Origin of the sequence: Synechococcus sp. HJ21-Hayes, assembly GCF_024345835.1 — a bacterium.
GTDB lineage: Bacteria > Cyanobacteriota > Cyanobacteriia > PCC-6307 > Cyanobiaceae > Vulcanococcus.
This window is the reverse complement of record NZ_JAGQBW010000003.1, coordinates 62,711-86,050: the sequence shown is the minus strand read 5'-3', so window position 1 is coordinate 86,050 and position 23,340 is coordinate 62,711. Positions and strand designations below refer to the sequence as shown.

The window sequence follows — 23,340 nt, the reverse complement described above, 5'->3', positions numbered from 1 at the left end:
GGCGCCTAGGCCCCGATCAACCGATGGCCGGTGCGGTCATCGCCACGGGCACAACATCCGTTGCCGCCAGGTCGAGCGGGAAGTTGTGAGCATTGCGCTCGTGCATCACTTCCATGCCGAGGTTGGCGCGGTTGAGCACGTCGGCCCAGGTGGGCAGAACTTTGCCCTGGGCATCCAGGATCGACTGGTTGAAGTTGAAGCCATTCAGGTTAAAGGCCATGGTGCTGACGCCCATGGACGTGAACCAGATGCCAACCACGGGCCAGGCAGCCAGGAAGAAGTGCAGGCTGCGGCTGTTGTTGAAGGAGGCGTATTGGAAGATCAGGCGACCGAAGTAACCGTGGGCAGCCACGATGTTGTAGGTCTCTTCCTCTTGGCCGAACTTGTAGCCGTAGTTCTGGGACTCAGCCTCGGTGGTTTCACGCACCAGGGAGGAGGTCACCAGGGAGCCGTGCATGGCGGAGAACAGGCTGCCGCCGAACACACCGGCCACACCCAGCATGTGGAAGGGGTGCATCAGGATGTTGTGCTCAGCCTGGAACACCAGCATGAAATTGAAGGTGCCTGAAATGCCCAGCGGCATACCATCGGAGAAGGAGCCTTGGCCAAAGGGATACACCAGGAACACAGCCATGGCGGCCGAGAGCGGGGCGCTGTAGGCCACGCAGATCCAGGGACGCATGCCGAGGCGGTAGGAGAGTTCCCACTGACGGCCCATGTAGCAGGAGATGCCGATCAGGAAGTGGAACACCACCAGCTGATAGGGGCCGCCGTTGTACAGCCACTCATCGAGGCTGGCCGCTTCCCAGATGGGATAGAAGTGCAGGCCGATGGCGTTGCTGCTAGGGATGACAGCACCGGAGATGATGTTGTTCCCGTAGATCAGCGAACCGGCAACGGGCTCACGGATGCCGTCGATGTCGACGGGGGGAGCGGCGATGAACGCCACGATGTAGCAGATGGTGGCCGCCAGAAGGCAGGGGATCATCAGCACACCGAACCAACCCACATAAATGCGGTTGTCGGTGGAGGCAACCCACTGACAGAAGCTTTCCCAGCTACTGGCGCGGCCGCTGCGGATGGCAGTGGACATGGAACCGAATGAGTACAGGGTGGCCACAGGATGTGGCAGGGCCACGCTACGGAGGCAAGCCAAACAATTCCAGGAGGAAAAGTTAAGTTCGCAAGCGATAATTGTTATTCATGAAGTACTTCATGACACCTTCATGAAGTTAGCTAAAGCCTTGTTCTTGGCCCTGGGTTGGCGCCGGGTTCGTCCCCGGTGGCGTCACGCGGCTGGCAAGGAGGGCACCATCCCAGCGGAGCCGCCGCTGCCCTGCTGGCGCAACCACTCCTGCCCCTGCTGGAGAAAGCTGCTCCAGTTCACTTTCTCCTCTTCGGCGGCCCGCGCCACCAGCAGAGGCGCCTGGCGCTGGAGCAGTGCCTGAAGCTCCGCTTCAGGCACCCCTGAGGCCAGAGCGAGGTAGTCGGCCATGGCACGCCCCACCACCCGGGTGAGATAGGCGGCACTGAGGGCCTGCAGGGCACTGCCCACCAGCCAGGTAGCGCCATGGAGCCTCACCAGGGAGGCCAGGGCCTGGGAGCTCCACTCCACCACCCCCAGGGTCAGGGCCGCCTTGGCCAGCTCAGCGGCGGCGGCCTGCAGCTGCTCCAGGGTCCAGGAACACTCCCAGAGGCGGGCCATCTCCTGAAGCATCAAGCCATTGGCTGCGGCCAACACCAGCAAATCCAGGCTGGGCAGAGGGGCCATCACCACCCCTGCCGCCACGGTCCACTGGGTGCGCTGGAGTAGCCCCTGGCAGCGCTGGCGCCGCAGCCCTTCCAGCTCAAGCTGCCAGACACCATGCAACTGTTCGAGGCAGCGCCGCTGGGTGTGCTCCAGCTGTTGCTGGCCGGAACCCGCCAGGCTCTGGGCCAGCGGGGCCAGAGCCTGGGCCAAAGCCCCAGGCTCTGCGGAGCTCCAGGCCAGCCAGCGGTCCCGCAGCTGCTCGGGCAGCTGCCCGTTCAATTCCCGCTCACGAGCCGACCAGTTAGCGCAGGCAGTGCGCTGCACCAACAGCCAAACAGGCTGCCCCTGGGGCAGGGCCTCCAACCAGCGCAGATCGGAGGCCCGCAGGGGCAAATCGAGGCAATAGAAAAGATGGTCGCAGTGGCGGAAGAACTCGGGCCACTGCCAGTCCGGGCTATAGGCCGAAAGCGGGTGGGTCCAGTGCAACCTCAATGGCAGAGCCGCGCGGCAGGCTTCAGCCAGGGCCGTACCAAGACTGGGATCGGGGAGCTGAGAACCCACCACCGCGACATCCAGATACCCGCGCTGCTGCCGCGCCCGCAGCACCGCTAGGGCCTGCTGCCGGACACTCTGCTGGTCGGCGCAGGCCTCCACTCCCTCCAGCCGTTCAAAGGCCGCTAACACGGTGTCGCAGCGCTCGAGCCAACCCGCAGCGGTGCGGGGCCAGCGTTGAGCGCTGGGCCGTCGACGCCCCCGCAGCAACCACAGTCCACCGGCCGCCACCCCAAGGCTCACCAACGACGACAACTGGATATCCAGGCTGTCCAGCACCAGCCAACCGCCCACGAGCGGCAGCGCCAGCGGCCACAACCGCCGCAGGGCCATGGCGGGCAGCGGTGCCGACACCGTGAACGGTTGGGGTGCCGCAGGAGAGGGGCTCAGAGGTGCAGTCAACGGGAAGCGGAGGCTCGCGCCCTGCCGCCCCGGGCAGCAGGAATGAGCCGTTCTGGCGCTGCCTCTCTAGCTCAACTGGTGCTCTCTGCCCAGACCCAATAGCTTGGGCAGTGCTTGCGGTTCTCCAGCTGGCCCATGGCAGCCACCACCCCAACCCTGGTCAGCCCCCACCGCAGCGACTCGCGCCGTGAGGTGAAGCGGGCCTTGCTGATCGCCCTCGGCGTGAATGTGGGCATGAGCGTGCTCAAACTCGCCGTGGGCCTGAAAAGCGGGTCGTTGGCCCTGCTGGCGGACGCCATGCACAGCGCCACCGATGGCCTGTCCAGCCTGCTGGGCTTGATCACCAATGGTCTGTCCGATCCCAAGCCCGACCGGGACCATCCCTACGGCCACGACAAGTACGAAGCGGTGGGCGCCCTAGCCATCGCCGGCTTCATCCTGTTCACAGCCGTGGAGATCCTGCGCACAGCCGTGGGGCGAATCGTCACGGCTGTGCAGCCCCTGCGCCTCGATGGCCACGATCTGCTGGTGTTGTTGATTGTGCTGGGCTGCAACCTGCTGCTGGCCGCCTACGAGCGCAGCGAGGGCAAACGACTCAACAGTCCCCTACTTCTGGCCGATGCCAGGCACACCAGCGGCGATCTCTGGACCACCGTGCTGGTGCTGCTAGGCCTGAGTGCCGTCCTGGTGCTCAAGCAAACCTGGCTGGACGTGGCCATGGCCATGCCCCTCTGCCTCTTGCTGTTCCTGTCCTGCTGGCGGGTGCTACGCGCCAACCTCCCCTGGTTGGTGGATCAGATTGCCATCGCACCCGAGGCCATCCATGAAGTGGCCATGGCGGTACCCGGCGTGCTCAATGTGCATGACATCGCCAGCCGCGGTGTCCTCGGCCAGCGGGTGTTCATCGAGCTCCATATGGTGGTGGATGCCGATGATCTGCCCACCGCTCACCGGATCACCGAACTGGTGGAAGAGCATCTCCAGGCCCGGTTCGGCGAGGTGCGTTGCACGATCCACCTGGAACCCCGCGAATACGCCATCCCAACCATCACCTTCCGTGGGGCCCATGGCTGAACTGGCCTCGCTGCTCACCCCACGCCTGCAGGAGCGCACCACCGCCCTGATCGCCGACCAGCAACAGCACAGCACCTGGGAAGGCAGCCGCCCAGTGCTATTGCTCGAACGCTGCTGGCTGCGGTTGAAGGTGGTGCGGGTGGATGAGCTGGCCCAGGTCCTGCCCCCTGATGCCAGCGGTGAGGTCCCGGAGCTCGAGCGGTTCCGAGCTTTGCGCCAGGCGGGCCGCAGCAGCCAGCAAGCCCAGGAGCAGTGTTGGGAGGAATTCGGCCGGGAGGCCTGCTCGGAGGCCCTGCGCCGCTTCTGGCATGTGCAGGATGCAGGCAACCAGGGTTGGACCCTCACCCACTACCTGCGACTGGTGGATCTCTACCGCCGGCAGGTGGAGGCGCCAGGCCCCTCGCCGGTGCCCCTGCTGGTGTTGGCCCGCGGGGGCAGCGACGAGGTCCATCAACTGCAATGGTGCTGGCCTCCGGCCACCCCCATGCGTCACACTTGCCCCTGATTTAGATGGGTGTGCGGCCATGGCCGACGGGATCAACGAAACCAACCAGGAAGCGCGCGGCGACGGCCGCTCCGATGGTGGTCAGGCTGGTTTTCGCGGCGGTCGCGGCAACCGCGAGGGTGGCGGCCGTGATGGGGGCAACCGTGAACCCGGTGGCTTCCGCATCCGCCTGAGCGACAACGAGATGCGTGCCGCCCGTGCCGTGCAGGAGGCCTTCGGCCTGCGCTCCACCGTGGCCGCCCTGGGCCTCTCGATCCGCACCGTGGCCCAGCTGCTCGAGGAGGGCAAGCTCGAGGAACTGGTAGCCCAGCAACGGGCCGCCGGTGGTGCCCGTCCCCAAGGGGACCGTGAGCGTCGCGGTGGCCGCCCCGATGGCCGCGGTGAAGGCCGTGGCGAGCGTGGTGGCAGTCGCCCCAATCCCTTTGCCAGGCCGAGCCGCCCAGCGGCCCCGGCGGCTCCAGCTGCGGAGAGCGACGCCGCTGCCGCCGCTGCCGAGCCTGCGGAAGCGACCGAGCCCGCCAGCGAGGTGGTTGCCGAGGCCGGCAACAGCGACGCCTGATCCAATCGAGCCGGCGGGGTTCGGCCAGACGGCAGAATCCCGCCAACTTTTTCGTTTCACTGATGCAACGCGCAAGGGTTCTCTCCGGGGTTCAGCCCACCGGCGCTCTGCATCTGGGCAACTGGCTCGGTGCCATCCGCAACTGGGTGGATCTCCAGGACAGCCACGAGACCTTCTTCTGTGTGGTGGACCTGCACGCCATCACCGTGCCCCATGACCCGAGGCAACTGGCGGCTGACACCCGCAAGACCGCCGCGCTCTACCTGGCCTGCGGCATTGATCCGACCAGGAGCACCGTGTTCGTGCAGAGCCATGTCGCCGCCCACAGTGAGCTGGCCTGGTTGCTGAACTGCGTCACGCCACTGAACTGGTTGGAGCGGATGATCCAGTTCAAGGAAAAGGCCCTGAAGCAGGGCGATCAGGTGTCCGTGGGCCTGTTGGATTACCCGGTGCTGATGGCCGCAGACATCCTTCTCTATGACGCCGACCTGGTGCCGGTGGGTGAAGACCAAAAACAGCACCTCGAGCTGGCCCGCGACATCGCCCAACAACGCATCAATGCCCGCTTCGGACACAAGGACGCCGATGGGGAACTGATTCCGGTGCTGAAGGTGCCCGAACCTCTGATCCTCAAAGAGGGCGCCCGGGTGATGAGCCTCACCGACGGGCGCAGCAAAATGAGCAAGAGCGACCCCAACGAGGGGTCTCGCATCACCCTGCTGGATCCGCCTGAAGTGATCACCAAGAAGATCAAACGGGCCAAAACCGATCCGGTGATAGGACTGGAGTTCGGCAACCCCGAGCGCCCGGAAACCGACAACCTCCTCGGCCTCTACGCCATCCTGAGCGGCCTGGGCCGGGATGCCGCCGCTGAGGAGTGCGCCCAGATGGGGTGGGGGGCCTTCAAGCCGCTGCTGGCTGAAGCCGCCGTGGAGGCCCTACGCCCCGTGCAGGAGCGCTACGCCGAACTGAGCGCCGATCCCGCCGAACTGGACCGCGTCCTGGCCCACGGCCGCGAACGGGCCGAGACCGTGGCCCAGGCCACCCTGGAGCGCACCCGCGAAGCCCTCGGCTTCCTGCAGCGCCATTAGGTCCGCACTGATCAATCCCGAAGGATTGATTAACTTGCCTAATCAGAAAGCCGCATCAATCCAGCCCTTCGGCAGCACAAACCATGGGGCAAATGGGACCACCCCAGAACCAGCAGGCCAGGAGCCTCTCAAGGATCCCAAGCGAGTCCCAGCAAAACAGGCGAGCCCTACGCATAGCAAGACCCGTTTGTCCAGTTCGGCTCCCGGGGGTCTCGCCCTGGACCCTGCCTGAGCAACAAGCTCTCTGGAGTCCTGCTTCCTTCAGTGCTTATGGTTCGCCGCTTTCCTGCCAAGACCCGCGCCCCCCTGGCGGCCTGCTGCGCTGCGTTCGCCCTGCTGGCCGCCGGACCCTTGGTGGAAGCGCTGGACAGCAGCAGCCAGGCAGCCACTCAGGCAACCACCCAAGCCGCTCCCCTGGCCGAGAAGCCGCACGTCCAGAGCTACGCGATCACGCCCAAGCGGCGGGCCCTGTTGAACACCATCCGCTATGCCGAGGGCACCTGGAAGCGGGGCAGCCGTGAGGGCTACCACACCCTCTACGGAGGGGGGCGATTCGCCAGCCTGGCCCGCCATCCGGAGATCGTGGTCACCAAGCGCTACACCAGCGCAGCAGCGGGCGCCTACCAGTTTCTGCCCACCACCTGGAAGGAAGCCTCCCGCAAGCTGCAGCTCGAGAGCTTCGATCCCGCCAGCCAAGACCAGGCCGCCCTCTACCTGATCGACCGCCGCGGCGTGCTCGACAGCATCGACAGCAGCGGACTCACCCCGGAATCCATAGCCACACTGGCCAAGGAGTGGGCGTCCTTCCCCACCCTGGCCGGCATGAGCGCCTACGGGCAGCCCGTGAAACAGGCAGAAGATCTCACCCGCTTCTACCGGGAAAGCCTCAAGCGTGTTAGCAATCCGGCCTGAACCTCAGGGTTCGCGATAGACAACACGGCCCCGCTCGTCGTTGCCCACATCCAACAGGTGGTCGTGGAGCAGCCGCTCCAGCTCTTCCCGCACCCTCTCCCGCGGGGTCTCGGCCGGCAAGGCAAGCTCCAACAGCGCGTCATTGAGGGTGAAGCCAGCAGGCCCACTGCGCCGGGCCAGGGCCAACAACTGCCGATCAAGGGGCAAACGCGCGCTGCCCGCAGGCCCCAGCCCATCCAGCTTGGCCAGGGCCTGCTCCAGCAGCAGCGGCTGGTTGGCCTGGTTGGTGAGCTCGGGGATCAGGAAGAGATCCACGAGTTGACCGATGCCACACAGGCCAAAGGTGAGCAGCCACAGGGTGCCGCTGAGGGGCTTGCGATTGTAGAAGCGCTGCAGGCCACACACGCCCACCAGCCCTAAGGCCCAGAGCCCGTAGGCCACCGCCACAAAACGCCGCTCTGGCCATTGCAGGCGGTTAGCCATCGAATCCGCTGAGTCGGGGGGGCATGGCCGGTGGTTCCGGCGCCTGGGGCAAGGCCACGCCGGCGCGGCGCAGCAGGGCCGAGAGGCTCCAGATCCGCATCATCAGGCGATGCCAGGGGGCCATGGCGTCCATGTCCACCGCCATCGCCGTGGGGGCGGCACTGCGCAGGGCGCGGGCGGCCGCCAGTTCCGCCAGAGCAACCTGAATGTCACGCTGCAGGGCCTCCGCTTCACCGGGAGGCAGCAGACCCTCGGGAGTGCAATCGAGCAGCACCAGGCCACGGCGAAACCAGTGGTCGAAGTCGCCAAACAACGACTGCAACAGCTGATCCAGCAGCTCGACGGAATCGGGGGAGGGGGAGGGAATGGTCACGTCCTTAGCCTAAGGAGACCGATTTCTCCTGCGTAGGATCAGGGTTGCCTGCCTCCCTGCCGTGACCGCGACCCGCTCTGCCGATTCAGCCCTGAGCAGCAGCGACGCCACCACCACGACCCCAGCCATCACGCTGCCCAAAACCAGCGAGAGCCCCCAGCTGCTGCGTCTTCGCCACTCGATGAGCCACGTGATGGCCATGGCGGTGCAGAAGCTGTTCCCGCAGGCCCAAGTGACCATCGGCCCCTGGACCGAAAGCGGTTTTTACTACGACTTCGACAATCCCGAACCCTTTACGGAGACCGATCTCAAGGCCATTAAGAAGGAGATGGGCAAGATCATCGGCCGCCGGCTGCCGCTGGAACGGATCGAGGTGAGCCGCGCCGAAGCCGAAACCCGGATCCAGGCCCAGAACGAGCCCTACAAGCTGGAGATCCTGGCGGGCATCCAGGAACCCATCAGCCTCTACACCCTGGGAGAGGACTGGTGGGACCTGTGCGCCGGCCCCCACGTGGCCAACACCAGCGAGCTCAACCCCAAGGCCTTTGAGCTTGAAAGCGTGGCCGGTGCCTACTGGCGGGGCGATGAAACCAAGGCCCAGCTGCAGCGGATCTACGGCACCGCCTGGGAAACCCCTGAACAATTAGCGGAATACAAGCGCCGCAAGGAAGAGGCCCTGCGCCGCGACCACCGCCGCCTGGGCACCGATCTGGATCTGTTCTCGATCGAAGATGAGGCCGGCGCCGGCCTGGTGTTCTGGCACCCCCGGGGCGCCCGCATGCGCCTGCTGATCGAAGACTTCTGGCGCCAGGCCCATTTCGACGCGGGCTACGAGCTGCTCTACACCCCCCACGTGGCCGACATCAGCCTGTGGAAAACCTCAGGCCACCTGGATTTCTACGCCGAGAGCATGTTCGGCCCCATGCAGGTGGATGAGCGGGAATACCAGCTCAAGCCGATGAACTGCCCGTTCCACGTGCTCACCTACGCCAGCACCCTGCGCAGTTACCGGGAGCTGCCGATCCGCTGGGCCGAGTTGGGCACCGTGTATCGCTACGAGCGCCCCGGCGTGATGCACGGGCTGATGCGGGTGCGCGGCTTCACCCAGGACGATGCCCACGTGTTCTGCCTACCGGACCAGATCGGCGATGAGATCTTGCGCATCCTCGATCTCACCGAACAGATCCTCTCCACCTTCGATTTCCGGAACTACGAGATCAACCTCTCCACCCGCCCGGAAAAGTCCATCGGCGACGACGCCGTGTGGGAGCTGGCCACCAACGGCCTGATCGAGGCGCTCGATCGCAAGGGCTGGGCCTACAAGATCGATGAGGGCGGCGGCGCCTTCTACGGGCCGAAGATCGACCTCAAGATCGAGGATGCCATCGGCCGGATGTGGCAGTGCTCGACCATCCAGCTCGATTTCAACCTGCCGGAACGCTTCCAGCTGGAGTACGTGGCCGCCGATGGTACCCGCCAGCGACCGATCATGATCCACCGGGCCATCTTCGGCTCGCTGGAACGGTTCTTCGGGATCATGACCGAGAACTACGCGGGCGATTTCCCCTTCTGGCTGGCACCCGAGCAGATCCGCCTCCTGCCCGTCACCGATGAGGTGATGCCCTACGCACAGCAGCTGCTGGGGCAGCTCAAGGCCGCGGGAGTGCGCGCCACGATCGACCACTCCGGCGACCGCCTCGGCAAGCTGATCCGCAACGGCGAGCAGATGAAAATCCCCGTGCTGGGTGTGATCGGCGCCAAGGAAGCGGAAACCCAGAGTGTGAGCCTGCGCAGCCGCCGCGACGGTGACCTGGGCAGCGTGGCTGTGGCGAACCTGCTCAACGCAGCCAGCCAGGCCAGCCAGGACCGGTCGGCTGGCCTGCAGCTCTGATCCCAGGCCACTCCCATCACGCTCGGAACTGCCATGACCACCATCCTGGCCGGGGATATCGGCGGCACCAAAACCCTGCTGGCCACCTACCGGGTGAACGGTGATCAGCTGATCGAGCAGCGCCGCGAGCGCTACAGCTCCGCCGAGTGGCACGACTTCTCCGTGCTGCTGAACCACTTCCTCGAGCCATTGTCGGATCGGCCCCAACGGGCCTGCCTGGCCATTGCCGGCCCCGTGCAGGGGGGGCGGGTGCAACTCACCAACCTGCCCTGGATGCTGGAGGAACACGCCCTCCAGAACGCCTGTGCCATTGAGCACCTGGAGCTGGTGAACGACTTCGCCGTGCTCATCTACGGCCTCAACCACCTGCAGGCTCACCAGCAGCACACCCTGGTGGACAAGCCTGCGATCTCCGGGGCACCGATCGCGATCCTCGGCGCCGGCACCGGACTCGGCGTAGCCATGGGAATCCCCGGCCCGCGGGGGCTGATGGCCATGGCCAGCGAAGCCGCCCATGGCGAGTTTGCCGCCCGCACCGACGCGGAATGGCAGCTGAAGCAATGGCTGCTTCAGGATCAAGGGCTAGAGCGCGTGTCAATTGAACGGGTGGTGAGCGGCCCTGGCCTGGGGCAGGTGTTCCGCTGGTGCCTGAGCCAGCACACCGGATCCACCCCCCATCCGTTGCATCAGCCGAGCCAGCTCTGGGCCACCAGTACCGCCGCCGCTCCGGATCGGCCCGATCTTCCGGCTCTGGTGGCCGCCGCAGCCCAGTCGGGGGATCCACTGGCCCAACACGCCCTCAGCATCTGGCTGGGCGCCTACGGCAGCGTTGCCGGTGATCTGGTGCTGCAATCCCTCTGCCTGGGGGGGCTGTGGATCGGCGGAGGCACCGCCGGAAAGCTGCTGGACCAGCTAGCTACGGAGGCGTTTCTTGGGCCGTTTGCCCACAAGGGCCGACTCAGCGCGGTGGTGAACCAGGTGCCGGTGAAGGCCCTCACCGAAGCCGGGGCCGGCCTGTTCAGCGCGGCCTGCCGCGCCCGGATGCTGCTGGCGTTGTAACCGGCGGGTGGGACACTGAGCCCCAGCAGAACGGATCGCATGGTGCGCCCCCGCATCGGACAGGGGGTTGTGGTGGACGTACCGGCCACTACAGCCAATCTCGGCCCAGGATTTGATTGTCTGGGAGCAGCCCTGGATCTGAACAATCACTTCGAGATGCGCTGCATCGAGGGCGATGGCGAGCGCTTCGAACTGATCATTGAGGGCAGTGAGGGCTCCCATCTCCGCGGCGGCCCAGACAACCTTGTGTACCGCGCCGCTCAGCGGGTGTGGAAGGAGGCCGGAGAGCAGCCGATTGCCGTGGAGGCGCGGGTCCGGCTGGCGGTGCCACCGGCCAGGGGCCTGGGCAGCAGTGCCACCGCCATCGTGGCCGGGCTGATGGGTGCCAACGCCCTGATCGGGGAGCCGCTCAGCCGCGAAAAGCTGCTGGAGCTAGCCATCGACATCGAGGGGCATCCCGACAACGTGGTGCCCTCGCTGCTGGGAGGGCTCTGCATGACCGCCAAGGCAGCCTCACATCGCTGGCGGGTGGTGCGCTGCGAGTGGTCACCGGAGGTGATGGCGGTGGTGGCGATCCCGTCCATTCGCCTCTCCACCAGTGAAGCCCGGCGGGTGATGCCCAAGGTGATCTCCATCCCCGATGCCGTGACCAACCTCGGCTCCCTCACCCTGCTGCTGCAGGGCTTGCGCACAGGCAACGGCGATCTGATCGCCGATGGCATGCATGACCGGATCCACGAGCCCTACCGCTGGGGCCTGATCCAGGGCGGCCGGCAGGTGCGCGAGGCGGCCATTCAGGCCGGGGCCTGGGGCTGTGTGATCAGTGGCGCGGGCCCAAGCATCCTGGCGCTGTCTAAAAAGGAGAGCGCCGGTGCCGTGAGTCGCGCCATGGTGAGGGCCTGGGAGGCCGAAGGCGTAGCGTCGAGAGCTGAGGTACTGCAACTCCAGCAGGCCGGCAGCCGCTGGCGCCACCTCTGAACCGAAGCCCTAGGCCAGCAGCCCTGAGTACAAATACCCAGGTCGATCGGCTAGCGTTGGCTCATCGAGAAACAGACAGCCGCGTTGCTGCAAAGCCCATACGCTGACTGTTGACGGCCCACTTCCAGTAACCCAAGCCAAGGCTGAGATGGACGCCAACCTGCCCCTGACGGCCGCGTCCACCCTCTCCGACTCCTTTCCCTGGCTGAGCCTGATCACCCTGCTTCCAGCGGTGGCAGCTCCGCTGTTGATGCTCCTGCCCGGCGACGGCACCGATCCAAAACTGCCCCGCACCGCTGCTCTCGCCGTGCTGCTGGCGGATCTGGTGCTGATGCTCTACGTGTTCAGCCAGCACTACGACGGCTCCGTGGCGGGTCTGCAGCTGGTGGAGCGGTTCGCATGGGTGCCCTCCCTTGGCCTGGAGTGGTCGCTGGCGGCCGATGGCCTCTCAGCCCCCCTGGTGGTGCTCTCCGGCCTGGTAACGCTGCTCTCGGTGGCGGCCAGCTGGAATATCCAGAAGAAGAGTCGCCTCTACTTCGCCCTCCTGCTGGTGCAGGCCTCCGCCCAGGCGATGGTGTTCCTCTCCCAGGACTTCTTGCTCTTCTTCCTGGCGTGGGAACTCGAACTGGTGCCGGTGTATCTGCTGATCGCCATCTGGGGCGGCCACCAGCGCCAGTACGCCGCCACCAAGTTCATCCTCTACACCGCCACCGCCTCACTGCTGATCCTGCTGAGCGGCCTGGCCCTGGCCCTCAACGGGCCCTTCACCCTCAACCTCAGTGAGCTGGCCGCCCGCAGCCCCGGTGGAACCTTCGGCCTGCTGTGCTACTTGGGCTTCCTGGTGGGCTTCGGCGTGAAGCTGCCGATGTTCCCATTGCACACCTGGCTGCCGGATGCCCACGGCGAAGCCAATGCACCGGTATCAATGCTCCTGGCCGGGGTGCTGCTCAAGATGGGCGGCTATGCCCTGCTTCGCTTCAACGTGCAGATGCTGCCGGAGGCCCACCTGCAGCTGGCTCCAGCCCTGATCGTGCTGGGCATTGTGAACATCGTGTACGGCGCCCTCAACGCCTTTGCCCAGGACAACGTGAAACGCAGGATCGCCTGCAGTTCCGTGAGCCACATGGGCTTTGTGCTGCTGGGCATCGGCGCCGTGGACAGTCTCGGCATGAGCGGGGCAATGCTGCAGATGATCAGCCACGGACTGATCGCCGCCGCCATGTTCTTCGTGACCGGGGTGTTCTACGAGCGCACCAAAACCCTTTCAATTCCCAACATGGGCGGCCTAGCCAAGGCCCTGCCCATCACGTTCGCCTTCTTCGTGGCTAGCTCCCTGGCCTCCCTGGCCCTGCCGGGGATGAGCGGGTTCGTCAGCGAAATCACCGTGTTCCTCGGGGTTACCAGCAATGACGGCTTCACCGTGGGTTTCCGCGTCATCACCGTGGTGCTCGCCGCCATCGGCGTTGTGCTTACCCCCATCTACCTGCTCAGCCTCTGCCGCCGGGTGTTCTTCGGCCCTCGCATTCCCGCCCTGGCGGTAGTGGGCGACATGAAACCCCGCGAACTGGTGATTGGTCTGAGCCTGTTGGTGCCCACCCTGGTGATCGGCTTCTGGCCGCGGGTGGCCATCGATCTCTACGAGGCCACCACCACCGCTTTAGCCACCAACCTGGCCAGCCACACCGTGGTGGCGATCGGTCGGCTTCCCGCCCTGGGCTGAACGGCACCAGAGCTCGAATCTCCGCTGAAATGGGGGGATCTCCGATGGCCGTCCCTGCGGCTCGATTCCCTGATGTCCGGCGCCAGCAGCACCGCCAGCCCCATCCCAGTACCCGCAATCCTGCTGGGGGAAGGCCTGCCGCCGTTTGAGGCCATCACGGCCGAGCAGGTGCAGGCCCACATCCCCGCGTTGATGGGGCAGCTGCAGGATGAGTTGTCTGCCCTGGAGCAGCAGCTGGAGCAGGCCCTGAGCAATCGCACCCCCCTGGCGTGGCACCAGGTGATGGACCCCCTACAGCGCATGGGGGAACGCCTGCGCTGGAGCTGGGGCGTGGTTAGCCATCTCAATGGCGTGTGCAACAGCCCCGAGCTACGCGAAGCCCACGCCAGCCAGCAGGCGGCGGTGGTGCAATTCGGTAACCGGGCTGGCCAGAGCCAGGTGATCTATCGAGCGCTGCAGCAGCTACAAGGGCAAAGCAGAGACCTTGATGCCACGCAAGAGCGGATCCTGGTCGCCGAGCTGCGCGACATGCAATTGCGCGGGGTTGGCCTCAGCGGCGAGGCCAAGGAGGCGTTCAACGCCGCCAGCCAGGAGTTGGCGGAGCTCTCCACCCGCTTCGGCAACCAGGTGCTGGATGCCACCAACAGCTGGACCCTCAGCCTCACCGGCCCCAATGACGTGGACGGGCTGCCCACCAGCCTGCTGGACCAACTGGCCCAGGCCGCCCGCTCCGCTGGAGCGGAGGGCAGCACGGCGGCGGCGGGACCCTGGCTGCTGGGCCTGGACATGCCCCGCTACGCCCCGTTCATGAAATACAGCCGCCGCCGCGACCTGCGGGAGCAGCTGTACAAAGCCCATGTGGGCCGCGCCTCCGGCCAGGGCGAAGGCAGCGCCGCCGACCTCAACAACTGGCCGCTGATCGAGCAGATTCTCAGCCTGCGGGGCCAGCAGGCCCAACGCCTGGGCTATGCCAATTGGGCCGCAGTGAGCCTCGCCGCCAAGATGGCCGATTCCCAAGCGGCGGTGGAGCAACTGCTGGAGGAGCTACGGCGGGCCGCCCATCCCGTGGCCCAGCAGGAACTGGAGGCCCTGCGGGCCTGCGCCGCCCGCCACGGCGCGCCGGAGGCCTCGGACCTCAAGCCCTGGGATGTGTCCTACTGGGCCGAAGTGCTGCGCCAGGAGAGCTTCGAGCTCGACAGCGAGGCCCTACGCCCCTATTTCCCCCTACCGCGGGTACTGGAGGGCCTGTTCAGCCTCTGCGGCCGCCTCTTCGACATTCGCATCGAGGCAGCCGATGGGGAAGCCCCGGTATGGCATCCGGATGTGCGCTTCTTCCGAGTGCTGGAGGGAGCCGGCGCGGGCGCGCGGACCGGCAAGGCCATTGCCGCCTTCTACCTCGATCCCTACAGCCGCCCGGACAGCAAGCGCGGCGGCGCCTGGATGGATGAGTGCCTGGTGCGGTCGGTGCAGGCCGATGGCACCCCGGTGCTGCCGGTGGCCTACCTGATCTGCAACCAGAGCCCACCGGTAGGGGAGACCCCAAGCCTGATGACCTTCGAGGAGGTGGAAACCCTCTTCCACGAGTTCGGCCATGGCCTGCAGCACATGCTCACCACGGTGGAGCGGCCCCAGGTAGCCGGCATCAACGGCGTGGAGTGGGATGCGGTGGAATTGCCCAGCCAGTTCATGGAGAACTGGTGCTACGACAGGGCCACTCTGCTGGGCATGGCGCGCCACTGGCAGACCGGTGCAGCGCTTCCGGAGGAGGAATTCGCCAAGCTCAAGGCCGCCCGCACCTTCATGGGCGGGGCCGCCACCCTGCGGCAGGTGCACTTCGCCCTCACGGACATGCGGCTGCATAGCCAGTGGCACCCGGGCTGCGGCCAGACCCCCGAGCAACTGCGCCGCCAGATCGCGGCCAGCACCACGGTGCTCCCCCCCATCGATGAAGACGCCTTCCTCTGCAGCTTCGGCCACATCTTCTCCGGCGGCTATGCAGCGGGCTACTACTCCTACAAGTGGGCCGAGGTGCTCAGTGCCGATGCCTTTGAGGCCTTTGAAGCTGTGGGCCTCGAGAATGAAACCCAGATCCAGGAGACGGGTCGTCGCTTTCGCGACACGGTGCTCAGCCTCGGCGGCAGCCTTGATCCCAAGGCTGTGTTCGAGGCCTTCCGCGGCCGCCAGCCCTCCAGCGAGGCGCTGATCCGCCACTCCGGCCTGGTGACCGTGTGAGCCAGGGCCCCGGCCGGAGATCCATCCCGATCAAGGGGCCAACAGCACATCCGCCAGGCGTCCGAGGGCCTGCGGGTGAAGAATCAGCTGGCGATGGGTCCACACCGGCACGGCCTGGCGCGGACCGACGGGCAGCACCGCCCGCCATCCCGGAAACACGGTGAGGTCAGTGAGGCAGTAGAGGCTGCGGCACTCCACCCGATGCAAGGCGAGGAGGTCGGCATCCAATTGGCGCAACAGCGGACTGCCGATCTTCATGTCCGCAATACCCGCAAAGAGTGCCCGGGGCACCAGCTGGGCCGCCAGCGTTCCCTGCTGCGGGCTGCCCAGGCAGGTGAAACGGCGCAGGCGCCGATGGCCACCCAACAGTTGCAACCAGGTGCGGCCGATCACGCCACCCATGGAAAAGCCCAGCAGATCCAGGCGGGTGGCCGGATCAAAGCGGGCCTCAATCAACGCGTCCAAGCGCGCTGCCAACTCAGCAATGGGGGTAGCCCCCAGGCGGTGGGGCAAAGGGGGCGCGTAGAGCTCCAGATCCGGGCGCCGGTGACGCAGCTCCTGCTCCAGACGGCGAAACAACTGGGGGGTATCCCACAGCCCATGGATCATCACCAGCGGCGGTGGAGCCGCCATCAGCGCCCGTGGCGGCAACGCGACACCGCCACGGTGCCGGAGAAACCAGGAACCGGCGCTCGACATTTGCGCAACTCCACCTGCATGGGCACAGGCCCGTAGAGGCGCTCCAGGCAATCGAGAATCTGCTCGCTGTAGTGCTCGATGGTGAGGCAGCTGATCACGCGGGCCTGCTGTTGCAAAGCAGTAATGGCGAGGCTGTAGTCAAGGCTGCAAGCCAGTACGTCGCGGGTAGCCGCCTCGCCGAGATCGAATCCCAGGCTGAGATCGAGCTCGAACCACTGGCCAAGCAGACGCTCCTGCTCCAGCACCCCCACATGGGCCCACAGGCGCAAGCCGCGCACGAGGATCTGATCGCCGGTCACAGGGGCAGATCGCGGTGGGTGAAGGCGCGCTCACCACTGGCGTAGTGGGCGGCGATGTGGCCATCGCCGCGCAGCAAGTAGCGATAGGTCACCAGACCCTCCAATCCCACCGGCCCACGGGGCGGCAAGGTTTGCGTGCTGATGCCCACCTCAGCTCCAAAGCCGTAGCGAAAGCCATCGGCAAAGCGCGTGGAGCAGTTGCGATACACACCGGCACTGTCCACCCCACGCAGGAACTGCTCAGCAGTGGTGTCGTTGGTGGTGCAGATGGCATCGGTATGGCGCGAGCCATAGCGGGCGATGTGGGCCAGGGCCTCCTGCTGATCAGCCACCATCTTCACCGCCAGGATCAGATCGGAGTATTCCGTTTGCCAGTCGTCGTCGCTGGCGGGCTTGGCCACACCGAGCTGCTGGGAGGTGGCATCACCCCGCAGTTCCACACCAGCAGCCTCGAGCGCCGGGATCGCCATCGCCAGAAACGCTGGCGCCACATCGCGGTGCACCAAAAGGGTCTCGATGGCGTTGCAGGCCGCGGGGTACTGGGTCTTGGCATCCACCACAACGGCCACCGCCTGGGCCATATCCACCTCCCGGTCGACATACAGGTGGCAGATGCCATCCGCGTGGCCCAGCACCGGGATGCGGGTGTTGTCCTGAATGAAGCGCACCAGCTCATTCGACCCCCTGGGGATGATCAGATCCACCAGCCCATCAAGTTTGAGCAACGCCAGGCTCTCCTCACGGGAGGTGAGCAGGGTGAGCGCGTCGGACGACACCGCCGAGGAGGCGAGCCCCCGTTGCAACGCCGCAACGATGGCGGCGCAGCTACGGCTGGCCTCACGGCCCCCCTTCAGGATCGCGCCATTGCCGGAGCGAATCGCCAGGGAGGCGATCTGCATCACCGCATCGGGGCGGGCTTCAAAGATCACACCCACCACCCCAAGCGGCACACTGAGGCGCTCCAACACCAGGCCCTGATCCAATTCCCGGTGGAGCTGCCGCACACCGAGGGGATCTGGCAACTGCGCCACCTGGCGCACCCCTTCAATCGCCGAGCTGAGTTTGGCGGGATCGAGCTTGAGGCGTGCCACCAGTGCCGGCGCCAAACCATCGGCCGCCGCGGCCTCCAGATCGGCACGGTTGGCCGCCACGATCAAGGCAGCCGAGGCCTCCAGGGCATCGGCCATGGCCAGCACCGCCTGGTGCCGCTCGGGATCGCTGCACTGGCCAAGGGCCACGGCGGACCTTCGCACGGCGATGGCCCGTTGCAGCAGTTCTGGAGAGGGATCAGGAACGCTCACGCGCAGATGCAGGCTCTGGGCGCATCATCCCAGTCGGTCCAGCGCCAGCTTGGCGGCCCCCAGACGACCAGCACCATTGCCAAGGGCACAGGAGCGGATCGTGAGACCCGCGCGGCTCTCCGCCTGCACCCGCCGGTTCACCTCCGCCAGAACCGCCGGCATGAAATGGACGCTGGCGGCACTGAGCCCCCCGCCGATGAGCACCAGCTCAGGGGTGAGCACATACACAAGCGAACTGATGCCGATCCCGAGCCAGCGGCCATAGGTGTCCCACACCGCAAGGGCCTCGGCATCACCTTGCTGGGCACGGAGCGAGAGCTCTTCCGGCGGCAAGGGCGACAGGCGCCCCAGGGCAGCGATGCTGCAGTACTGCTCCAGCGAACCGTTGTTACCGCTGTTGCAGGCAGGCCCCTCTGGATCCACGCAGATCAGACCGGGCTCAGCAGCGGCACCCCCGTGGCCCGTGAACAGGTCGCCGTTCAGCAACACCCCGCCACCAACGCCGGTGCCGAGGGTGAGCAGCACCACATCCCGGCTGCCCCGGGCAGCCCCACACCAGGCCTCCCCCAGCAGGGCACAGTTGCCGTCATTGCCGAGGGTGACCCGCCGCTGCAACTGGGGTTCCAGCCAATCCGCCAGGGGAACGTTCTGCCAGCCCGGCAGGTTGATGCAGATACGAGCCACCCTCCCAGCCGCATCCATTGGACCGGGCAACCCGATGCCCACCCGATCAGCCAGATGGGCGGGATCGAGCTGGTGCACCGCCTCAGCAATGGCCACACTCACGGCCCCAGGCATGGCGGGCTGGGGAGTGGGCACCTGCAGAACATCCAGCTGTTCACCCTCGGGGCTGAAGCGGCCGAGCTTGATGGCGGTGCCGCCGAGATCCACACCAATCAGCTCGGGCATCGCAAGCGGGGCCAGGGGCGCACCCGCCAACCCTAGAAACGCAGGAAAATCTGCAGCTGGCTCTGCCAGCGCCCCTCGGTATCCACGGAGGTCTGCACACCCAGCAGATCACTGGCCTGATACCGCACCGTGACCTGCGGCGGAATGTCGCTGCGATTGGGGGCGGCGAGCACGGAGACGTTGAAGCGCTCCGTGAGGTCTAAACCGATCTCAGAACCGAGCACCAACTGGGAGGGAAGGCGGCGGGACCGGTTTTCGACCGCAACGGCCTCCGCCGGGGTGAAGTAGGTGGGGTACAGGGCGAAGGTGAGCCTCTGGCCAAAGGCCTCGCTCAGCCCACCCACCAAGGGCGACAGCAGCGACTGGCCCAGCACCGTGGCGAGGGCGGCCCCGGCATTGCCACCGATCAGACCCACCAGCGAATTGCCGCCCACCAGCGCCAGGAGGCGATCCTCAGGCAGTGGCGGCGTGCTGCTGAGACGGATGTTCTCGGCCAACCGATCAGCGGGGCCCGTAGCGGTGAGCATCACCTTCACCAGACGCAGTTGATCGATCGCGCTGGTGGGCTCGGCCACGTTCCAGTCGTAGATGCTGGAACGGCTGGCGTCAGTCGTGCCCAAGGTGTCCGACACGCGCGTCCGCAGGGCGATGTCGATGTAGGGAATCAGTCCAAGCGAGGGCGTGAAGATGGCCACGTTGGGGGCCCTGGGATCGAGGCTGAACGTGGTGGTGAACAGGCCCAACCGACCGTTCAACAAGCGCACCACCCCACGGGCCTGAATGGAAGGATCCAGCCGACCGGAGAGGGTCAACACACCACCGGTGTTGAAGTTGAGGACGTTGGGTACCGTCACGGCCAAGTCAGGCCCAAACCGCAGTCGCAGGCCGTTGAGGCTGATCAACGGCAGATTGGGAACGGTCTCGCGCAGATCTCGGCTGGTGTTGCTCTCCAGGTCGGCACCCATCACGACCAGGGGCTGGCGGAAGTCCCACTTCGCTTCCAGCAATTCCCGGACGCTGACGGGTTTCCGGGCCTCGGTCTCCGTGGCCAGCTGCCCGGGCCGAACATTGAGGCTGCCACGACTGAGCTGCAGCTCTCCGGAGAGCACTGGTCTCACCAGGGCCCCACTCACCAACACCATGCCATCCACCTGGGCCCGCAGCCGCGGCACGGCAAAGGGGGCCTGCTTCAACTGCAGCTTGAGCAACCGTGGGGCAGCCGTTCGCTCCTGCACCAGCGCCAGCTGACCGGAGCCAGAGAGCGAACCGCTGGGGCCCACCCTGGCGGTGAGCTGCTGCAGTTCCAGTTCCTGGAAGTCGAACAACACGGTGGCCTCCAGATCGCGAATGGTCTGGCCGGCCACGCGAAGCACACCCTTCCTGAAGCGCAGGAAGCCATTGGCGATAGGGTCGCTGAGGCTCCCGCGGACCAGAAGCTGGAGGTCCGCATCACCTTGTTGCCACTGCACGCCCTCGCCGCCGAGAGCGGACAGAAAGTGCAACCCATCGCCACGGCTGGAGAGCCGCAACTCCAGGCCGGTGGCATCGCGCTGGAGGGGCACCTGACCCCGCAAATCGAGGCTGTTGGCGGCCCCGCCACTGCGCAGTGACCAATCGACGGCGATGGCCTGGGGCTCCAGGCGTACCAGGCCCCGCTCGAGGCTGAGGGAACGCCCCTGCAGTTCGGCCTGCTGGAGACCCAGGGAAGCCTCCAGCTCCGGGCGAGCGCCGCCCAGCTTGTAGCGCCCCTGGGCCATCAAGCCCCCCCGCAGGGAGGCCGGCACCGGCGAGAGCAACGCCAGCAAGGAGAGGGGCAGATGCTCAAAGCTGAAACGGCCTCCCCCCTGGCGCAGGGGGCCCTGCAGCCGAACCGTGAAGGGCTCAGCGCCGAGGGCCAGATCGCGATCATCCCGTTGCAACCAGAGATGGCCGCGGGCGGCCAGGTCCAGCACCAGGCGATCTGCCCTGGAGCCCTGCAGGGTGAGATCCGCATCCACGAGGCCCTCCAGATCGGCCAGAGCCAGGCGGCGCCCCGGAGCGTTCTGCACAGCCAGCGACTCCGCCAGCCGCGCTTTGGCTGCCTCGAGGGCCGCCAGTTGATCGGAGAGGCTGCCACCGAGGGTGTCGATCACCAGGGTGCCGAGATCCTTTGCCGCTCCAGGGGGTGGTTGCGGATCACCACGCCACAGGGGCCATGCGGCGAGGAACTGGCGCAGCAGGGGGGAGGCCAGCTGCCGTCCCTCGAAACGGCTCCAGATCGAACCACCCCGCTCTCCCTTGAGCTGCAGGCCGATGCGAGAGGCCTGGTCCGCATCCAGCGCTCCACTCACGCTGAAACGACGGTCCCGGTACTCGCCGCTGGCCACCAGCCGGCGTCCGCGCACCCCCAACAGCACGGGCTGGTCCACCTGCACCGTGCCGCGCATCCACAGGGGTTGCAGATCCAACACCCCCCGGCCACTGAGGCTGCCCTGCAGGGGTTGGCGGGTAGAGCGGGGCCCCATGGCCAGCTGCAGGCCATTCAGGGGGAAGGCCGATGAGATCCAGGTGTAGCGGCTGGGACTGCCGCTGAAGCTGAGGTTGCCGCCGCCCCGGCTCAGCTGCACGGCCCTGGGAAGCCAGCGGCGATCCAGGAGGGCCTGCAGGTTGCCGGGGGCTGCCGGGGCTTGGGGCACGAGGCGAAGGTCTCCCCCACCCCCGCTGCGGGCCGTGAGGGCGCCGCTCCAGGTTTCGTTGAGCAGCACGGGGCCGGCCCCAGGGGCCTGCATCACCAGCTGGAAATCGGGCCGCAGATCCTGGAACGAACCGCTGATCGATCCCCAGGCATCAAGCTGGCCATGGAGCTTGGAGCCGATCAGTGGCGCCAGGCGGGCCAGGGGATAGCGGCGTAGATCCAGCTGCAGGCGCAAGGCGCCGATCTGCACCCCAGGGGCACGGCCGAAGCCCAGGGGGAGCTCCCCCTGGGCCGTGAGCTCGGGGGAGCTCAGGCTCTCCAGCTTGAGCAGGCCAGTGGCCCAACGCAGGCGCGCCCGGGTGGAGCCCAGCAGGGGATTGTTGGGCTGGTGCAGGGCCAAGGCCAGCTGGGGCTGGGACAGGCTGCCGCTGAGGTCCAGCTCGGCATTCACCCGGGCTGAGGGGCCCAGGAGCTGGCGCAACGCCGGGTGCAGTGTCAGCAGATCTGCCCCCAGGGTGAAGGGGTCGCTGGTCACGGCCAGGCGGGGCCAGAGCTCGCCTTTGGCCCGCAGCTGGGTGTCACCACGACGCAGGCTGAGCTGGCGCAGGTCCAGGCGCAAGCCCCGGCGGCTCTCCAGGACCACCAGCCCGAGCAGATCGAACCGGCGGGGGGGCTGGCCCCTCACCTTGGACACCTGCAGGCTGCCGCTGAGGCGCAGGTCGGGGTGCCGCCACGGGCCCGACAGATCCGCCCGGAACCGGTGGCCCGCTGCCCGGTTGCGGGCATCGAGCCGCAGCTGCACACGGCCGGCCTGAGCTCCCCCCAGGGCCAAGCTGCCCTGGGACTGGCCCTGCCAAGCCCCCATGCGCAGATTGGATCGCCTGAGCAGCAAGCGCTGGGCTTCACAGCCCAGGTCCAGGCGATCCGCCTGGAGCGGTGCCGGTAAGACCCCCCAACGCCATTGGACCCCATCAATGGCGAGGGCGCCCTGGCAGCGGGGGGCGGCTGCCTCCTGCGGCGATGCCAACTGCCCCGGTTGCTGCAGCAGGATCCGGCCGTGCACGCGGCCGTCGAGCCGGCCCGACAGCTGGCGCTGCAGGCCACTGGGCAGCAGAGGCACAAGTGGGGCCAGACGCAGCTGCTGCGGCATCAGCTGCGCCCGCCAGGCACGGCTCTGCCAGTTGCCGGCGGCGGCAAACCGCAACTGGCCGCCCTGGGCCAGCCGCGCAGCACCACTGAGGCTGATCTGGCGGCGACGCAACTGGAGCTCACTCTCTCCCTGCAGGCCGAAGCGCAGCGGTGCACCAGAAGCATGGGCCAGGGTCACCTCGGCTGGCCCTTGGAGGTGGATGCGCAGGGACAGCGGGGGCGGCTCGCGGCCGGGAGCCATCGCCCCCAGGCTCCAGTAGGAGCCCTGGCTGTTGCGGCGCAGCTGCACCCGGGCGTCACGCAGCTGCAGCGGAAGCACCCAGGCACGCTGCACCAGGCTGCGCAGGGGGTCGAACCCCACAGACACCCCGGACACAGCGATGGTAGAGGGGTTATCGAGCCCCGGCTGAAAGCGGCTGGACCCAGCACTGAGCCCCCAGGGCCTCAGGCCCTGATAGGGGCCAAGCTCCAGGGGGTGGCCCATGGCCCGCCCGACCTGGCGTTCCAGCCACGGCTTGAGCTGGCGGTAGAGGGCCGCACCCGCCGCATCGGCGCCGAACCAGGCGGCCCCCAGCAGGCCAAAGGACAACGCCAGGCCGGGAACCACACGGCGCAAGGTGCCGGGGGAAGAAGCGGTGGAATCCTCAGGCTGCAGCCCCATCGGCCCGTGGCAGTCAGCGGCTGAGGAGGCCGCAATATAAAGGTGATCTTTCCTGCCCCCCGATCCG

The 23,340-nt window shown here is 66.9% G+C and carries 19 protein-coding genes; 10 read left to right on the top strand and 9 right to left on the bottom strand.

Going from position 1 to position 23,340, the window contains the following annotated elements; translation table 11 throughout:
• Positions 1-16 precede the first annotated feature (16 nt).
• Both psbA and KBZ14_RS03640 read right to left on the bottom strand, forming a co-directional pair.
• Positions 17-1,093, bottom strand: a complete 1,077-nt coding sequence (gene psbA / locus KBZ14_RS03645) for a photosystem II q(b) protein (RefSeq protein ID WP_255116947.1) — start codon at positions 1,091-1,093, stop codon at positions 17-19.
• Positions 1,094-1,288: 195 nt separating this feature from the next.
• Complete coding sequence (locus tag KBZ14_RS03640; RefSeq protein ID WP_255116946.1) at positions 1,289-2,704, bottom strand: YcjF family protein; 1,416 nt, start codon at positions 2,702-2,704, stop codon at positions 1,289-1,291.
• 135 nt (positions 2,705-2,839) lie between these two features.
• Between KBZ14_RS03640 and KBZ14_RS03635 the strand changes: the two genes are divergently transcribed.
• From KBZ14_RS03635 to KBZ14_RS03615, 5 genes are all read left to right on the top strand, one after another.
• A complete protein-coding gene (locus KBZ14_RS03635; RefSeq protein WP_255116945.1) occupies positions 2,840-3,778 on the top strand; it encodes a cation diffusion facilitator family transporter in 939 nt (312 codons plus the stop codon).
• Positions 3,771-4,283 carry a hypothetical protein gene (locus KBZ14_RS03630; RefSeq protein ID WP_255116944.1) on the top strand — a complete coding sequence of 171 codons (513 nt, stop codon included), beginning with the start codon at positions 3,771-3,773 and terminating at the stop codon, positions 4,281-4,283. The genes KBZ14_RS03635 and KBZ14_RS03630 overlap by 8 nt, the downstream gene beginning before the upstream one ends.
• Positions 4,284-4,302: 19 nt before the next feature.
• Entirely contained in the window at positions 4,303-4,842 is a 540-nt protein-coding gene (locus KBZ14_RS03625) for a hypothetical protein (protein ID WP_255116943.1), read from the top strand.
• 62 nt (positions 4,843-4,904) lie between these two features.
• On the top strand, positions 4,905-5,933 hold the full coding sequence (gene trpS, locus KBZ14_RS03620; protein WP_255116942.1) for a tryptophan--tRNA ligase: 1,029 nt from the start codon (positions 4,905-4,907) through the stop codon (positions 5,931-5,933).
• A 270-nt stretch (positions 5,934-6,203) separates the two neighbouring features.
• Complete coding sequence (locus tag KBZ14_RS03615) at positions 6,204-6,845, top strand: glycoside hydrolase family 24 protein (RefSeq protein WP_255116941.1); 642 nt, start codon at positions 6,204-6,206, stop codon at positions 6,843-6,845.
• Between the two features lie 3 nt (positions 6,846-6,848).
• On the opposite strand, the gene KBZ14_RS03610 is transcribed toward KBZ14_RS03615, so the two are convergent.
• Positions 6,849-7,328, bottom strand: a complete 480-nt coding sequence (locus KBZ14_RS03610) for a TM2 domain-containing protein (RefSeq protein ID WP_255116940.1) — start codon at positions 7,326-7,328, stop codon at positions 6,849-6,851.
• On the bottom strand, positions 7,321-7,701 hold the full coding sequence (locus KBZ14_RS03605; RefSeq protein WP_255116939.1) for a DUF2605 family protein: 381 nt from the start codon (positions 7,699-7,701) through the stop codon (positions 7,321-7,323). The genes KBZ14_RS03610 and KBZ14_RS03605 overlap by 8 nt, the downstream gene beginning before the upstream one ends.
• Positions 7,702-7,882: 181 nt before the next feature.
• Here KBZ14_RS03605 and thrS point away from each other — a divergent pair, with 181 nt between their 5' ends.
• The 5 genes from thrS (at position 7,883) to KBZ14_RS03580 (ending at position 15,581) form a co-directional block, all read left to right on the top strand.
• Positions 7,883-9,592: a threonine--tRNA ligase gene (gene thrS / locus KBZ14_RS03600; RefSeq protein ID WP_255117066.1), complete on the top strand. Its 1,710-nt coding sequence runs from the start codon at positions 7,883-7,885 to the stop codon at positions 9,590-9,592.
• Positions 9,593-9,625: 33 nt separating this feature from the next.
• Positions 9,626-10,651 carry a glucokinase gene (locus tag KBZ14_RS03595; RefSeq protein WP_255116938.1) on the top strand — a complete coding sequence of 342 codons (1,026 nt, stop codon included), beginning with the start codon at positions 9,626-9,628 and terminating at the stop codon, positions 10,649-10,651.
• Between the two features lie 39 nt (positions 10,652-10,690).
• A complete protein-coding gene (gene thrB / locus KBZ14_RS03590; RefSeq protein ID WP_255116937.1) occupies positions 10,691-11,629 on the top strand; it encodes a homoserine kinase in 939 nt (312 codons plus the stop codon).
• Between the two features lie 148 nt (positions 11,630-11,777).
• Positions 11,778-13,349 (top strand): NAD(P)H-quinone oxidoreductase subunit 4, encoded by a 1,572-nt coding sequence (locus KBZ14_RS03585; protein WP_255116936.1) that lies wholly within the window; start codon positions 11,778-11,780, stop codon positions 13,347-13,349.
• 72 nt (positions 13,350-13,421) lie between these two features.
• Positions 13,422-15,581 (top strand): M3 family metallopeptidase, encoded by a 2,160-nt coding sequence (locus tag KBZ14_RS03580; protein WP_255116935.1) that lies wholly within the window; start codon positions 13,422-13,424, stop codon positions 15,579-15,581.
• A 30-nt stretch (positions 15,582-15,611) separates the two neighbouring features.
• Here the strand turns inward: KBZ14_RS03580 and KBZ14_RS03575 are convergent, their stop codons facing one another.
• Genes KBZ14_RS03575 through KBZ14_RS03555 form a run of 5 tightly spaced genes read right to left on the bottom strand, consistent with a single transcriptional unit; the run spans position 15,612 to position 23,273 of the window.
• Positions 15,612-16,214 carry an esterase/lipase family protein gene (locus KBZ14_RS03575; protein ID WP_255116934.1) on the bottom strand — a complete coding sequence of 201 codons (603 nt, stop codon included), beginning with the start codon at positions 16,212-16,214 and terminating at the stop codon, positions 15,612-15,614.
• Positions 16,214-16,579: a dihydroneopterin aldolase gene (locus tag KBZ14_RS03570; protein ID WP_255116933.1), complete on the bottom strand. Its 366-nt coding sequence runs from the start codon at positions 16,577-16,579 to the stop codon at positions 16,214-16,216. Before KBZ14_RS03570 ends, KBZ14_RS03575 begins: the two co-directional genes overlap by 1 nt.
• On the bottom strand, positions 16,576-17,880 hold the full coding sequence (locus KBZ14_RS03565) for a glutamate-5-semialdehyde dehydrogenase (RefSeq protein WP_255116932.1): 1,305 nt from the start codon (positions 17,878-17,880) through the stop codon (positions 16,576-16,578). Before KBZ14_RS03565 ends, KBZ14_RS03570 begins: the two co-directional genes overlap by 4 nt.
• A gap of 24 nt (positions 17,881-17,904) precedes the next feature.
• Positions 17,905-18,789, bottom strand: coding sequence for an ROK family protein (locus KBZ14_RS03560; RefSeq protein ID WP_255116931.1), 885 nt, complete (start codon positions 18,787-18,789; stop codon positions 17,905-17,907).
• A 32-nt stretch (positions 18,790-18,821) separates the two neighbouring features.
• The gene (locus tag KBZ14_RS03555; RefSeq protein ID WP_255116930.1) at positions 18,822-23,273 is read right to left on the bottom strand and encodes a translocation/assembly module TamB domain-containing protein; all 4,452 of its coding nucleotides are present in this window, start codon (positions 23,271-23,273) and stop codon (positions 18,822-18,824) included.
• Positions 23,274-23,340 lie beyond the last annotated feature (67 nt).

Coding starts and splice junctions, on each gene's coding strand:
- psbA (WP_255116947.1), bottom strand. CDS start 1,093: ATGTCCACTGCCATCCGCAGCGGCCGCGCCAGTAGCTGGGAAAGCTTC.
- KBZ14_RS03635 (WP_255116945.1), top strand. CDS start 2,840: ATGGCAGCCACCACCCCAACCCTGGTCAGCCCCCACCGCAGCGACTCG.
- KBZ14_RS03630 (WP_255116944.1), top strand. CDS start 3,771: ATGGCTGAACTGGCCTCGCTGCTCACCCCACGCCTGCAGGAGCGCACC.
- KBZ14_RS03625 (WP_255116943.1), top strand. CDS start 4,303: ATGGCCGACGGGATCAACGAAACCAACCAGGAAGCGCGCGGCGACGGC.
- trpS (WP_255116942.1), top strand. CDS start 4,905: ATGCAACGCGCAAGGGTTCTCTCCGGGGTTCAGCCCACCGGCGCTCTG.
- KBZ14_RS03615 (WP_255116941.1), top strand. CDS start 6,204: ATGGTTCGCCGCTTTCCTGCCAAGACCCGCGCCCCCCTGGCGGCCTGC.
- KBZ14_RS03610 (WP_255116940.1), bottom strand. CDS start 7,328: ATGGCTAACCGCCTGCAATGGCCAGAGCGGCGTTTTGTGGCGGTGGCC.
- thrS (WP_255117066.1), top strand. CDS start 7,883: ATGAGCCACGTGATGGCCATGGCGGTGCAGAAGCTGTTCCCGCAGGCC.
- KBZ14_RS03595 (WP_255116938.1), top strand. CDS start 9,626: ATGACCACCATCCTGGCCGGGGATATCGGCGGCACCAAAACCCTGCTG.
- thrB (WP_255116937.1), top strand. CDS start 10,691: ATGGTGCGCCCCCGCATCGGACAGGGGGTTGTGGTGGACGTACCGGCC.
- KBZ14_RS03585 (WP_255116936.1), top strand. CDS start 11,778: ATGGACGCCAACCTGCCCCTGACGGCCGCGTCCACCCTCTCCGACTCC.
- KBZ14_RS03580 (WP_255116935.1), top strand. CDS start 13,422: ATGTCCGGCGCCAGCAGCACCGCCAGCCCCATCCCAGTACCCGCAATC.
- KBZ14_RS03575 (WP_255116934.1), bottom strand. CDS start 16,214: ATGGCGGCTCCACCGCCGCTGGTGATGATCCATGGGCTGTGGGATACC.
- KBZ14_RS03560 (WP_255116931.1), bottom strand. CDS start 18,789: ATGCCCGAGCTGATTGGTGTGGATCTCGGCGGCACCGCCATCAAGCTC.
- KBZ14_RS03555 (WP_255116930.1), bottom strand. CDS start 23,273: ATGGGGCTGCAGCCTGAGGATTCCACCGCTTCTTCCCCCGGCACCTTG.